At 47.4% G+C, this 14,243-nt stretch carries 9 protein-coding genes and 5 tRNA genes; 3 read left to right on the top strand and 11 right to left on the bottom strand.

Going from position 1 to position 14,243, the window contains the following annotated elements; translation table 11 throughout:
• Nucleotides 1-35 precede the first annotated feature (35 nt).
• Both gorA and ACKLNH_RS14900 read left to right on the top strand, forming a co-directional pair.
• Nucleotides 36-1,391 carry a glutathione-disulfide reductase gene (gene gorA, locus ACKLNH_RS14905; protein WP_413113051.1) on the top strand — a complete coding sequence of 452 codons (1,356 nt, stop codon included), beginning with the start codon at nt 36-38 and terminating at the stop codon, nt 1,389-1,391.
• A 385-nt stretch (nt 1,392-1,776) separates the two neighbouring features.
• Entirely contained in the window at nt 1,777-3,141 is a 1,365-nt protein-coding gene (locus ACKLNH_RS14900; RefSeq protein ID WP_413113050.1) for a YjiH family protein, read from the top strand.
• Between the two features lie 70 nt (nt 3,142-3,211).
• Here the strand turns inward: ACKLNH_RS14900 and traF are convergent, their stop codons facing one another.
• From traF to ACKLNH_RS14850, 10 genes are all read right to left on the bottom strand, one after another.
• The gene (gene traF / locus ACKLNH_RS14895; RefSeq protein ID WP_413113049.1) at nt 3,212-4,408 is read right to left on the bottom strand and encodes a conjugal transfer protein TraF; all 1,197 of its coding nucleotides are present in this window, start codon (nt 4,406-4,408) and stop codon (nt 3,212-3,214) included.
• Between the two features lie 268 nt (nt 4,409-4,676).
• Nucleotides 4,677-5,618 (bottom strand): ABC transporter permease, encoded by a 942-nt coding sequence (locus ACKLNH_RS14890; protein ID WP_413113048.1) that lies wholly within the window; start codon nt 5,616-5,618, stop codon nt 4,677-4,679.
• A gap of 1 nt (nt 5,619) precedes the next feature.
• Complete coding sequence (locus ACKLNH_RS14885) at nt 5,620-6,597, bottom strand: ABC transporter permease (RefSeq protein WP_413113047.1); 978 nt, start codon at nt 6,595-6,597, stop codon at nt 5,620-5,622.
• Between the two features lie 64 nt (nt 6,598-6,661).
• Nucleotides 6,662-8,218: an ABC transporter substrate-binding protein gene (locus ACKLNH_RS14880; RefSeq protein ID WP_413113046.1), complete on the bottom strand. Its 1,557-nt coding sequence runs from the start codon at nt 8,216-8,218 to the stop codon at nt 6,662-6,664.
• Between the two features lie 72 nt (nt 8,219-8,290).
• Nucleotides 8,291-10,015: a dipeptide ABC transporter ATP-binding protein gene (locus ACKLNH_RS14875; protein ID WP_413113045.1), complete on the bottom strand. Its 1,725-nt coding sequence runs from the start codon at nt 10,013-10,015 to the stop codon at nt 8,291-8,293.
• A gap of 684 nt (nt 10,016-10,699) precedes the next feature.
• Nucleotides 10,700-10,776, bottom strand: a tRNA-Pro gene (locus ACKLNH_RS14870).
• A gap of 69 nt (nt 10,777-10,845) precedes the next feature.
• Nucleotides 10,846-10,921, bottom strand: a tRNA-His gene (locus tag ACKLNH_RS14865).
• Between the two features lie 42 nt (nt 10,922-10,963).
• Nucleotides 10,964-11,040: transfer RNA gene (locus ACKLNH_RS14860), tRNA-Pro, on the bottom strand.
• A 68-nt stretch (nt 11,041-11,108) separates the two neighbouring features.
• A tRNA-His gene (locus tag ACKLNH_RS14855) sits at nt 11,109-11,184 on the bottom strand.
• A gap of 31 nt (nt 11,185-11,215) precedes the next feature.
• Nucleotides 11,216-11,292: transfer RNA gene (locus tag ACKLNH_RS14850), tRNA-Arg, on the bottom strand.
• 269 nt (nt 11,293-11,561) lie between these two features.
• Here ACKLNH_RS14850 and ACKLNH_RS14845 point away from each other — a divergent pair.
• Nucleotides 11,562-11,969, top strand: a complete 408-nt coding sequence (locus tag ACKLNH_RS14845; protein ID WP_413113044.1) for a c-type cytochrome — start codon at nt 11,562-11,564, stop codon at nt 11,967-11,969.
• A 78-nt stretch (nt 11,970-12,047) separates the two neighbouring features.
• Here ACKLNH_RS14845 and uvrD read toward each other — a convergent pair whose 3' ends face one another.
• Complete coding sequence (gene uvrD / locus ACKLNH_RS14840; RefSeq protein ID WP_413113043.1) at nt 12,048-14,219, bottom strand: DNA helicase II; 2,172 nt, start codon at nt 14,217-14,219, stop codon at nt 12,048-12,050.
• Nucleotides 14,220-14,243 lie beyond the last annotated feature (24 nt).

Raw genomic sequence — 14,243 nt, 5'->3', positions numbered from 1 at the left:
AAGTCAGCAAGGAATAAATCACGAGGAGAAAAACAATGGCGACCCATTTTGATTACCTATGCATTGGAGGAGGAAGCGGCGGTATTGCTTCAGCAAACCGTGCGGCAATGTACGGAGCAAAAGTTGGTCTAATCGAAGCCAATGCGCTAGGTGGCACCTGTGTCAATGTGGGTTGTGTGCCCAAAAAAGTCATGTGGCATGGTGCGCAAATCGCCGAAGCGGTTCATCTATACGCCAAAGACTACGGCTTTGACCTTCAGGTCAATGGCTTTGATTGGGCTAAATTGGTCGAAAGCCGCGAAGCCTACATTAGCCGTATTCACACCGCTTACGACAATGTGCTCGGCAAAAATAAGATCGAGGTTATCCGCGGTTTTGCCAAGTTCGTTAATGCCAACACGGTCGAAGTGAACGGTGAACACTATAGCGCAGACCACATTCTTATTGCCGTTGGCGGCGAACCGACAATTCCATCAATTCCTGGCGCAGAGCATGGCATTGATTCAAATGGCTTCTTTGCACTCGAAACGCAACCTAAACGCACCGCTGTCGTTGGTGCTGGCTACATCGCCGTTGAAATTGCCGGGGTATTAAGCGCCCTAGGTACCGACACCCATCTTTTTGTTCGTAAAGCCTCGCCTCTGCGCAGCTTCGATCCGATGATTGTCGACACCCTCGTCGAGGTAATGGCTGCGGAAGGGCCAACGCTGCATACCCATAGCATCCCGAAAGAGGTGGTCAAAGAGGCCGATGGAACCCTAACGCTACACTTTGAAAATGGCGACAGCCACAATACTGATCAATTGATTTGGGCGATTGGTCGTCATCCCGCCACCGACAAAATAAACCTACAAGCCACTGGCGTTGAAACGACCGAGCGTGGCTATATCAAGGTGGATGAATACCAGCAGACCAATGTCAAAGGCATCTACTGCGTCGGCGACATCATGGAAGGCGGCATTGAGTTAACGCCGGTTGCCGTCAAAGCCGGCCGTCAATTATCTGAGCGTCTGTTTAATGGCCAGACCAATGCCAAGATGGATTACAACTTAGTACCAACCGTGGTCTTCAGCCACCCACCGATCGGCACGATTGGCCTAACCACCCAAGAAGCGGAAGAGAAATACGGTGCAGAGAACATTAAAGTGTATACCTCTGGCTTCACCGCAATGTACACCGCCGTCACCCAACACCGCCAACCATGCAAGATGAAGCTGGTGTGCGCAGGAGAGGAAGAGACCGTGGTCGGCTTGCACGGTATCGGCTTTACTGTGGATGAGATGATTCAGGGCTTTGCCGTCGCCATGAAGATGGGCGCTACCAAAGCCGATTTCGATGCTGTAGTGGCGATTCACCCAACGGGTAGCGAAGAGTTCGTTACCATGCGCTGAGCCAACCAAATCTGATAACCCCACTACACCAAAGAGGAGCTAGGCTCCTCTTTTTCTTTTTCGGTACAATGCCAATGCGAACGCAAAACAATTCAACATGCAAGCCTTAATATTCATACAGGGTATAGCGCTCAAAAAACAACCAGGCTTTTTTATCCACCTCCCTCATGCACTGACAGAATAGAAACAATCACTTGCCTATCAGTTCGCGCATAGCAAACCTGATATAGTGAATATTAAGTCATTTCTTCATTTAGACTATTCCAATTATTGATCAAAAACTGTAATATTCCTCCTCCTTAACAAGGATAGTCAGTGAATAGTTATTCTTATTGGCTAAAAAGTAGTCAATGTTTCTTATTGAGATCAAGTAGTAAGGTCAGGTATGCAGGATCAAGTACTCAACAAAACACAATCAAAGAATATCTGGTTGATGTTTCTTCTTCCCTCGTTGCTCGGGGTATTTCTCTTTATGGCGCCGATTTCTAATCAGGGTGCTATCACCATTCCCATTGCGGTTCTTGCGAAAGCCGTGCTATCACTGTTTGAAGGGTTTGCACCTACCTTAGTGACTGGCATTATCAGTTTTACCGCAGCGATGTCTATCGCCACTCGGCTGCTTAAGCCCCGTTTCGTTCTAAATAACTCTTTTCTAAGCGGCTTGTTCAACCCCTCAACGACATGGTTCCTTGTCCAGTTACTCGGCGCTATTTTCGTGGTAATGGCGTACGCTGAAGTCGGTCCGGCAATGATCTGGCACGAAGATGCGGGCGGCCTTGTTTTACATGATCTGCTACCCGTTCTATTCTCGGTTTTCCTATTTGCTGGTCTGCTGTTACCTCTACTGTTGAACTTTGGTTTGCTCGAGTTTGTCGGCGCCCTATTCACCCGTATTATGCAACCAATTTTCCGTTTACCGGGTCGTAGTGCGGTTAACTGTATCGCTTCATGGCTTGGTGACGGTTCAGTGGGTGTGCTACTAACCAGTAAGCAATATGAAGATGGCCTATATACGCAACGTGAAGCCGCGGTAATTGGTACCACCTTCTCTGCAGTATCGATTACCTTCAGCCTTGTGGTTATCGCCCAAGTTAACCTTGAGCATCTGTTCGCCCCGTTTTACCTGACCGTCTGTTTAGCCGGCTTTGTTGCCGCAATTGTTGTGCCGAGACTGCCGCCGCTGAGCAATAAGAAAGATTGCTACATCGACAACTCAACCCAAAAGAGAGATTTCGAAGCACTTCCTGAGGGGCAAGGCGTAATCCAGTTTGGTCTTGAGCAAGCGCTAAATAAAGCCGCGCAAGTGAAAAGCCTGCGTTCGATTGCTAACGATGGGGTTAAAAACGCCGTTGATATGATTTTTGGCGTCCTGCCGGTAGTGATGGCGATCGGTACTGTGGCACTGGTTATCGCAGAGAACACGCCGGTGTTTGATATTCTCGGCATGCCGTTTATTCCGTTCTTAGAGCTGTTGCAGATCCCGTACGCAGCTGAAGCATCGAAGACCATTGTGGTGGGTTTTGCAGATATGTTCCTGCCATCAATACTGGCATCGGGCATTGAATCTGAGCTCACCCGCTTTGTGATTGCCGCGATGTCAGTAACCCAGCTTATCTACATGTCTGAAATTGGTGCCCTACTGATCGGTAGCAAAATTCCAGTTAAACCATGGGAGCTGTTTGTGATCTTCATTCTGCGTACCCTGGTCACATTGCCTGTTATCGCTCTCATGGGTCACTTGATTTTCTAACGGTTAATTACCTTGTTCTAATAAAAAAGCGCCGAAAAGGCGCTTTTTTTATACTCGCTGACTTTGCGAATTAGAACGTAAAGATAAACTGTGCGGCCACACCGTAGCGGCTGTCATCGCCATACTGTGCTGACAAGTCCATGCCAAAGCGTCCAAATGGTGTTAGACCTAGGCCAGCAGACACAACATCTTCGCTGTGATCGGTCATGCTATGTTTGTAGCCAACACGCACTTGCGCCCAGCGCCAAGCGTTAATTTCTGCGCCAATGCTCGCAAACTGGGTCGCGTAATCTAGGTCGCGGAAATACTGGCGTTCATTAAGGTCGACATCGGCGGCCAGTGTTACCCAACCGTAGTTGTAGCCAACACCCACTGCATATTGTGGTTCAACCAACATAACATCAGTGCCTGAACTGTTATTGGTTTCAAGTTCTTGCTTTAATAAGTTCTTGGCCACAAAACCGACCGTTGTACGGGCATTGGGCTGAATGGTCATACCAAAATCGGCGTTAAAAACGGTTTTCTCAGTATAGTCATCACCAAACTCATCATCATCAAAGTCTGATGCCTTGGTGGTGTAGTTGATTGCCATAAGATGCTGCGCTTTTGGCGATAGACCAAACGAAACCGGGTAATCCTTATCTCCTAATTGCAGCAACTTGCTACCCGCGATAGTCAAACCGACTTCACCGATCACCGCGCCAAGGCCTTGTGCCGAAGACTGCATACACTCTTCAAGGCTCTTACCGTCGTCACAACTATTAATCGTGCCATCATTATTGACGAGGTCTTGGTCACGCTTATCTACATCTGGTGTCACGATCATTGCCACTTCAGCTTTAGTAAAGAAGCTAATGCTGGCAAAACGGTTCGGGATCGCAATCACTAAGCCCAGCTCGGCATCAACCACGCCTTTACCACCATCAAGGTCCAGCAGTGCCTTTTTCCACTCTGCCGCTGTTGCTGAGTTGGCATCTCCAAATTCAAGCTCATCGGTTAAGTCCGCAAAGGCATCAAGCTTGTTATACAGATCATCGCCATCATGCACGCCAGCTGAGAACGTCGGCAATAGCATACCGAAGTTGTCACGCTCACGATCGTAGTTCGCCGCTAGGGCTGGGTTATACATTGGAGCTGCCAAATAGTTTGACGTTGCAACGCCCACGCCACCCATCGCAAAGCCACGTGCATCTGCCACTGCCTGCGTCGAAATGACCGATAAGCCCACAACCGACAGTGCTAATTGTAATTTATTTTTATTAAGCATTTGATTTTCTTTATTAATGAGTAAATAACAGCCGTTAAATTGTACGTGAGGCTTGCGCTGCGTTACAAGAAAACATGGAGGCATGTCACAAAAGAACTTAATAAACAGTTGCTTAATCTCAGCAAGCAAGTGTAACAAGTTGTAAATTACGACCAACCCTTTCACTGCGTAAATAACAACAAGAGAAACCATCAACCTCAATAATTATCTTTTCTTCTCCTGCAATAAAAAAGGCAGCGATGTGCTGCCTTTTCTTGGTTAGATTCGCTTAACCTTTGTACAATTTGGGGTTGAATACATCCCGCAACCAGTCACCGAGCAAGTTGATCACCAAGACCAAAATAACCAACACGATGCCAGGGAAGGCCGTTATCCACCATGAACCCGAGAAGATGTAGTTAAAGCCAATACTGATCAAAGCGCCGAGCGATGGTTGGTCGACCGGCAAGCCCAGCCCTAGAAACGACAACGCCGCTTCCGACATAATCGCATTGGCCACCTGTACCGTCGAAATCACCAATATTGGCGATAAACAGTTTGGTAATATGTGACGGAACATAATGCGTGGCGCTTTAAAGCCCATCACTTTAGCCGCTTCAACATACTCTTTCTTCTTTTCTGCCAATACCGACGCACGAATTGTCCGTGCATATTGCGGCCACTCAGCAACACCGATAACTACCACCAACATCACCACCGCATACTGGCTATAGAACTGCATCCCTAACGCAGCACGAAAGATGGCCGAGACAATGATCGCCACCATCATGGTAGAAAATGACAATTGAATATCGGCAAAGCGCATTAAAAAGCTATCAATACGGCCACCAAAGTAGCCAGCACTGAGTCCAATCACAATACCGAGCACCATCTGCATACCAACCGCAAGGATCCCGATGGTTAGCGATACTCGCATGCCATAAAGAATGGTCGATAAAATATCTCGCCCTTGGGGGTCTGTGCCGAGCAGAAAACGTGGGTCTGAATAGTCCATCCACACTGGGGCTAACTCAGCATCCATAATGTCAATCAGGGTCGGATCGTAAGGGTTGAACGGCGCTAACACAGGGGCGAATAACGCACAAAGAAAGCAGACCATAAACACGGCAAAACTTAGCATGGCGACTTTGTCGCGTTTGAAATGATAAAATAGATCAGAGGCTAAAAATCGTTGCCAACGACTTGGCTCAGCCAATTGATTCGTAGACATACTAAGCTCCTTTACCTGTCAGGTTTACCGTTGGGTTAATCAAACCATACAAGAGGTCAACGATGGTATTGGTGACCACAAAGATCAAGCCAACGAAAATGACATAGGCGGTAATCAACGGCGTATCAACGCGGTTAATCGCCTCTAAAAACAGAAAACCAGTACCCGGCCATTGGAAAACGGTCTCGGTAAGAATGGTATACGCCACCATAGTACCTATCTGTACCCCACCCACGGTAATCACTGGCAACATGGTGTTTTTTAACGCATGTTGATAGTAAATTTTGTTCATGGGTAAGCCTTTGGCTTTGGCAAATTTAATGTATTCCGAACTCAGCACTTCCAGCATTTCTGAGCGCACTAAGCGGATAAACAGCGGCAACATAATCGATGCCAACGCCACTGACGGTAAAACCAAATGAGCAAGGCCATCGAGATTGAATAAGCCCGATTGCCAGCCGAACGGACTGGTCGTCGTCCCGCGCCCAAAAGAAGGCAGCCAACCGAGTTCAATGGAAAAGACGTACATTAAGACAATGGCGGTCAAGAAGACCGGAACCGAAATACCAATACTACTAAAGGCCATAATCACTTTAGTAAACCAGCTTTTCGGCTTAATGGCGGAATAGACCCCCAAGGGGATAGATACCACAACAATAATTAATGCGGCGCCAAACACCAGCTCTAATGTCGCTACAAGCTTATCTAAGATCACGTCCAGGGCAGGACGCTTAAAGAAATATGAAGTACCCAAATCCCCTTGTAGCGCATTGGTAACAAAGCGACCGTACTTGACCATAAACGGGTCGTTAAGGCCAAGCTCATCGCGCAATGCTTGACGCTGAGCTTCAGACACCGATTGGCCTACCAGCTCACGTAAAGGATCGCCAAGGTTGTCCTGAATCGCAAACGCGACAAGACTGATCACAAACATCACTATCAGTGCCTGATACAGGCGTTTGATCAGAAACGTAAACATTGTAAAGTCCCTTTTAAACTAAATATGTCAGGCCATTCCAGGCCTGACACTTAGGGTATGGAGATTACTCTTCCACCACCAAATCACCAAAGTATGGGAAGTTCATTGCATTCACAATCGGTGCAATCTTCACATTTGACTTCGCCGCCCATGCTAGGTTTTGGAAGTGCAATGGAACATATGCCGCATCTTCATACAGTAGCTCTTCTACTTTCTGTAGTTGTGCTGCACGCGTCGCAGGGTCTGTTTCAACATTTGAATCAACAATTAGCTGATCAACTTCTGCATTCGAGTAACCACCACAGTTGTACTGACCACGGCCTGTCTCTTCATCACGCGTCATGGTTAGGAATTCAGTCAAGTTAGCTGAATCTTCAGTATCAGCGTGCCAACCAATCATCAGCATGTCCGCCGCACAAAGGTCAAACTCAGGCCAGTATTGTGCTTTCGGCATGGTTTTCAGTTCAACTTTGATGCCGATACGAGACAGCATAGATGCGACCGCTTGCGCGATCTTATCGTCATTCACATAACGGTTGTTTGGCGCGATCATGGTTAGGGTAAAGCCCTCTTCATAACCCGCTTCTTTCATCAGTGCTTTTGCTTTATCTAGGTCAAAACGTGGTACTAACGCGTCGTTGTAACCGGCATAACCTTTCGGGCTCTGCTGTCCAGTCGCGGTAGCAAAGTCACGCATAATGCGCTTCACGATGCCTTCATTGTTAACCGCATGTACAATCGCCTGACGCACACGTGCATCTTTCAGTGCTTCGTTACCATTTTGGTTCATCTGGAATGAGATAAGACGTGTACCTGCCATGGTGACCAGCTCAACACCTGCCGTCTGCTCGACACGACGATGGTCGTTCGGTGCAACCGGTGCAATCATATCCACGCCACCAGAGAGCAGTGCGGCAACACGGGTCGCATTCTCTTTAATCGGTTGTAAGGTGATTTTATCCACGTTACCTGGAGACTCTACGTCCCAGTAGTCCGCGAAACGCTCAAACTCAACTTTTACCCCTTGCTCACGGTCTGTGACGATAAACGGACCGGTACCTGAGATATTGGTCGATGCAAATGAGCTGCCGTGTTTAATGATCGCTGCTTTGTCTTTACCGTCCTCAGTCATGCCGCTATAAAAAGCACTGTCCATTGGGAAAATGTAGGTCGCGGTTTGCAGCACCAATGGGTAAGGGCCTGATGACTTCAAATCAACCGTGTGCGCATCCACTTTTTCAATGCCGGTGAACGGGTCAAAGATGGCTTTAAAATCTGGCGAGTCTTTCAAGCGCTCAAATGTCCAAACCACATCATCTGCCGTCATCACATTGCCTGAGTGAAATTTCACCCCTTCACGCAAATGAAAACGGAACGTGTTCTCATCCAATCGCTCCCACTTGGTCGCCAAACGTGGCTCAAAATCCAAATCTTGAGTAAAACGCACTAATGGGTCAAAAACCATATGTGATAGCTGCAGTGTACCGCCAGATAACTGCTCATGTGGATCCATAGACACCGGATCGGCATCATAAGCCACCTTAATTTCGGCAGCCGCAGCGCCAAAACATAGCCCAGCGGCCATTACGGCAACCGCCAGTTTGCTCTTCAGTGTTTTCATTGCATAACTCCTTTATGCTGGGAGTAAACTCCCTTTTATTTTTACATGTTGTGGTTGGGTCTTATTTAATTCTTAGTTGCCTGAAACTGCCGCTGCGTCATTTCGCATGCCAGTAAACTCAGGCATTAGCGAGATCAAGTGCTGACTATATTCGTGCTGTGGGGCAGTAAATAGCTGCTCTGTAGGAGCCACTTCCAACAAGGTGCCACTCTGCATCACGCCAATGCGATCACACATTTGGCGAATCACCGGTAAGTCATGACTGATAAACAGCATGGTCAAGTTAAGCTCATCCTGCAGATCTTTGAGCAGGTTTAATATTTGTGCTTGTACCGACACATCCAATGCCGACGTTGGCTCATCACAAATGAGCAAACGGGGGCGAGTCGCCAAGGCCCGCGCAATCGAAATACGTTGACGCTGACCACCAGAAAACTCATGTGGGTACTTAATCCCGCTAGCACTGCCCAAACCAACATGATCGAGCAAATCTGCGACAATCTGTCGCGTCTGACGATCGTTGTCGGTGAGCTGATGAAAGCGGATCGGCTCGGCAATAATGTCTTGCACTTTCATACGAGGGTTCATGGAGGTGTAAGGGTTCTGGAACACCATCTGCATCTGTCGACGCATCGGACGACGAGCCTTTTCATCTTTAAGTTGCGTTAGATCAACCCCTTCAAAAATCACCGTTCCGTCATCTGGTGGGTATAAGCCAGCGATCACGCGAGCAATGGTCGATTTACCTGACCCCGACTCTCCCACCAAGCCAAATGTCTCGCCTTCCATCACCTCAAAACTGACGTTATTTGATGCCTGTACATATTGGCGACGACTTTTAAACAGCGAGTCTTTGGTAATAAAGCGCAAGTTAATCTCTTTCACCTGTAATAGCGCACCGGTATAAGCCTTTTGATCCTGGCTTTGACCCAGCCAATGCTGCTTGATATCCAACTGCTTCATTTCCCCCGCTTCTTCGATGTAGTTCACCAACGGAAAGCGATCCAGTTTGATGTCTGAGCGAGGCACGGCTGAGATTAAACTATGCGTATAGGGGTGCTCTGGCTCGCCAAGCACTTTTTTGGTTGGTCCAAATTCGACCAAATCACCACGGTACATAACGGCAATGCGATCGGTGACGTTCGATACCACACCCATATCATGGGTCACCAACATACAGCCGACGTTTCTCTGGATACAAAGGTCACGGATCAGCGTGAGAATTTGATCTTGAATCGAGACGTCCAACGCCGTTGTCGGCTCATCGGCAATAATCAGATCCGGTTCCCCTGCCAACGCGATAGCAATCACCACGCGCTGGCGCATACCACCAGAAAATTGATGAGGGTACTGTTTAATGCGAAGTTCTGGCTCAGGAATACCGACCTGCTCCATGAGACTGATAGCACGCTGCAGTGCTTCTTGGGGCGTGACCTCTAAATTTGTCAGTATGGTTTCTGTCAGTTGGCGTTCAACAGTGAACAAAGGGTTTAATGAGGTCATTGGGTCTTGGAAAATAAAGCCAATCTTTGAACCGCGCACCTTGCGCATAGCGGCAGGTGACAAGCTAGAAATCAACTCACCATCTAGATAAACATCACCACTTGCGATACGTCCTGGGGGACTTAGCAAATCAATTACTGCATTACCGACTGTTGATTTTCCAGCCCCAGACTCGCCAACAACTCCAACAATCTCTCCGCGCTGAATATCAAAACTCAATGCCTTAACGGCAGCATGTACACCATGACGAGACGGATATTCAATCCGCAAGTTCTTCACTTCAAGTAAAGCCATTATCCCGATCCTAACTGCTAGGCACTCCTGTGCCAGTCTGAAATACTGAATCCATTCACTAACTGCAATTATGCTGGTCAGAGAAGTGGTATTTAAAATGGCAAAAAATTCACAGAAAATCAACAATGACGCGATAAAAAACCACTTAGACACTGTAAAGTCGAATAAATACACACTTTGAGTGACTAACTATGAATCATTTGCGCAGCCAGTCTAATTATATGAAACACTAAGATAGTACTAATACACATCACAAAATAGCAGATAATATTCATTCCGCACCTATGCAGATCACATAAATAATACACATCATCAAAATTAATCACTAAATTATGCATGAAAACAGCCATAAAATATAAATACCGTGGCAATAGGATTATCAATAAAACCGCAGATACATTTCATTAACATGCGTATAAAGAAGATAAGCAACAGGGAGAAACTCTGAAAACAGGTTCTTATGCGACGTTTTTAACCAAATAGTAGTAAGAGAGGAACACAGACATGAACAGTACAAAAATTCACCATTCAACATAATGGAATTAAAAAGCGCTGCAATGGTAAGGGCAATTTTCGGCGGGTAGAAAGCAATGTGTTGTGCGCCAGGCAAAGAACAGATCGCAAATGGAATAGAAAGGAATAGATGCAAAAAAGCCTCGTCATTTCTGACGAGGCTTTCTTAAGTGGTCGGTGAAGAGGGATTCGAACCCCCGACCCTCTGGTCCCAAACCAGATGCGCTACCAAGCTGCGCTATTCACCGAAAACTGTTTAACACCAAAGCATAAGCTTCTCGGTGTAAGGGGATGATAGATATCATCAACCTAAATAATGGGGTGGCTAACGAGACTTGAACTCGCGACAACCGGAATCACAATCCAGGGCTCTACCAACTGAGCTATAGCCACCACTGATTTTTTCTGTAAGCGCATTTGCGTTTACTTAAATAGTGGTCGGTGAAGAGGGATTCGAACCCCCGACCCTCTGGTCCCAAACCAGATGCGCTACCAAGCTGCGCTATTCACCGACTGTATTCTACGCGAAAGGGTGTTTCCTATGCGTAAGGGTAATGAACTACATCATTAACCTAAAAAATGGGGTGGCTAACGAGACTCGAACTCGCGACAACCGGAATCACAATCCAGGGCTCTACCAACTGAGCTATAGCCACCATTATTTCTTTACTTCCGTGCCATTGGAAATGGCGCGCCCGACAGGATTCGAACCTGAGACCTTTGGCTCCGGAGGCCAACGCTCTATCCAGCTGAGCTACGGGCGCTCAATGCCCCATCGGCGAGGCTGAATAATACGGATCAGCATGCCTCGCGTCTAGCATTTTTTTCAAAATTTTATTCTTTCGCTGCAATTGTGAGCAAATTGGCCATGATACGCTTCATACAAATAATTTTCTTATATTTCACGATCGCATTTTAAGCGATATACTTACCTTATCTTTACAAAAAATCAACCTTTTACTTTCTTCTTGTTCGCAAATTAATCCTTTGCTTTGTGACATAGAATCAATGACTCGGACGTACAGGTGAGCTAATGGAACTAACAATACGCCAAATTTTCTTTTCTATCATAACAGTGCTGCTTTTTTTCAGTGCAGCTCATGCTGCTGATATGTCAGATTCTGCCATTGCAAAACGCATCAAACCGGTTGGCTCCGTCTATCTGGAAGGTGATGCACCGGTAGAAGCTGTCGCCGCTGAACCACGTAGTGGTGATCAAGTCTATGCCACATTCTGTGTCGCTTGCCATGGTGCTGGCATCGCAGGCGCTCCTGCGACCGGGGATGCCGCCGCTTGGGAGCCGCGCATTGCCCAAGGTATCGACACGATGACCGAACATGCCATTAATGGCTTTAACGCCATGCCTGCGATGGGAACGTGCATGAACTGTAGCGACGATGAGATCGTCGCCGCCATCAATCACATGATTGATGCCTTATAATCAGCAACAAGCCCATAAAAAAGGAGGAGCATGGTGCCCCTCCTTTTCTGTTTTATTTAAGCGATTAGTCGCTAGTCATTACATGGCTTCTAGTTTCGCGTACTGCGTCACCAGCCATTTTATCCCTTCGCCATTAAACGCAACCTGCACGCGGCTTTGCGCCCCACTACCTTCGTAATTAATAATCGTCCCTTCACCAAATTTAGGGTGTTTGACTCGCTGCCCTAAAGTAAAGCCTGTTTGGTTAAAATTATCATTACTGGTGGTCGCACTAAAACGCCCCTGTGCAGCAGGACGAGTCACTTTCGCCTTCATACGTACTTCTTCAACGTACTCTTCAGGGATTTCACGGATAAAGCGCGAAGGTCGGTGAAATTGATCTTTCCCGTATAAACGGCGCATTTCTGCGTAGGTCAAATAGAGCTTCTGCTTCGCTCGTGTCATACCAACATAACAGAGACGGCGCTCTTCTTCTAATCGCCCAGCTTCTTCAACCGTACGCTGACTCGGGAACATGCCCTCCTCAACGCCAACCATAAAGACCAACGGATATTCGAGACCTTTGGCACTGTGCAACGTCATTAGCTGTACAGCATCGCTAAATTCATCCGCTTGCCCTTCCCCCGCCTCCAGCGCGGCATGAGTAAGAAAAGCGGTTAGAATTGGCATCTCTTCCGCTTCTTCCGGTGGCTCAAATTGCCGTGCCGCAGTCACCAGCTCTTCTAAGTTTTCAACCCGCGCTTGGGCTTTTTCACCACGCTCTTGCTCATACATCGCGCGTAAGCCAGAGTGACGAATCACTTTATCGGTCTGCTCATGCAGGCCATCTTCACGCGTATCATCTTCCAACGCATCAATCAGTTCCAGAAAACGGGCCAACGCCCCTTTTGCTCGTCCCGCTAAGGCTTGTTCATCAATTAACTGACGGCAAGTTGTCCACATGGTTTGATTACGATCACGGGCTGCCATGCGCACGGTTTCTAGCGTACGGTCACCAATGCCACGTGTTGGCGTATTGACGATACGCTCAAATGCTGCATCATCGTTGCGGTTGGCAATCAAACGCAAATAGCTCAGTGCATCTCTGATCTCTTGGCGCTCGAAGAAACGCATGCCACCATAAATACGGTATGGCATTCCTTGCTGAATCAAGGCCTCTTCCAATACACGTGACTGTGCGTTACTACGATATAAAATCGCACTCTCTTGCAGTGCCCCACCTTGCTCTTGCCAGGTTTTAATCTTACCGACCACAAAGCGTGCTTCGTCTAACTCATTAAACGCTGAATAGATGGAGATGGGATCGCCTTCTGCACCATCAGTCCACAAGTTTTTGCCCATCCGCTCAGCATTGTTAGCAATCAACTGGTTTGCGGCATTAAGAATATTGCCGGTCGAACGGTAGTTCTGCTCCAAGCGAATGGTTTCTGCACCAGAAAAATCCTGCAAAAAGCGCTGAATGTTTTCTACCTTGGCACCACGCCAGCCATAAATAGACTGATCATCATCACCGACAATCATCACATGGCACTCTGGGCCCGCCATCATACGCAACCATGCATACTGAATGCTGTTGGTATCTTGAAACTCGTCGACAAGAATGTGACGGAAACGCGCTTGATAGTGATGACGAATATGTTCTTTGTCGCGTAATAGCTCATGGCAGCGCAACAGTATTTCAGCAAAATCGACCAATCCAGCACGATCGCAGGCTTCTTGGTAAGCGGTATAGATCTGCAACCACTGTTGCTCTATCGGGTCGTTATAGGCTTGAATATGCCGCGGGCGGAGCCCTTCATCCTTCTTGCCATTGATATACCAAGCAGCCTGACGAGGCGGCCAGTTCTTTTCGTCCAAATTCTGTGCTTTGATCAGTCGACGCAATAAACGTTGTTGATCATCACTATCAATAATCTGAAACTCTTCATTAAGTTGAGCATCGAGATAATGGGCACGTAATATACGGTGACATATTCCATGGAAGGTACCATTCCACATACCGCCGGTGCCGTGATCAATCAACTGGTTAATCCGCCCTCGCATCTCTGCTGCTGCTTTGTTGGTGAAGGTCACCGTCATGATCTGAAACGGTGTCGCCTGCTCCATCAGCATTAACCATGCAATACGATGAACCAGCACCCGCGTTTTGCCACTGCCAGCCCCGGCAAGCACTAAATGATTACCAAGCGGTGCCGCTACGGCTTCGCGCTGCTTGTCGTTAAGACCATCCAAAAGATAAGAAACGTCCATCGCTCATTACTGGTTATTTATACA

It is taken from the genome of Thaumasiovibrio clandestinus (genome assembly GCF_047250365.1).
GTDB lineage: Bacteria > Pseudomonadota > Gammaproteobacteria > Enterobacterales > Vibrionaceae > Thaumasiovibrio.
Note: the sequence above shows the minus strand (reverse complement) of the source record. Positions and strands in the feature narration are given on the sequence as shown.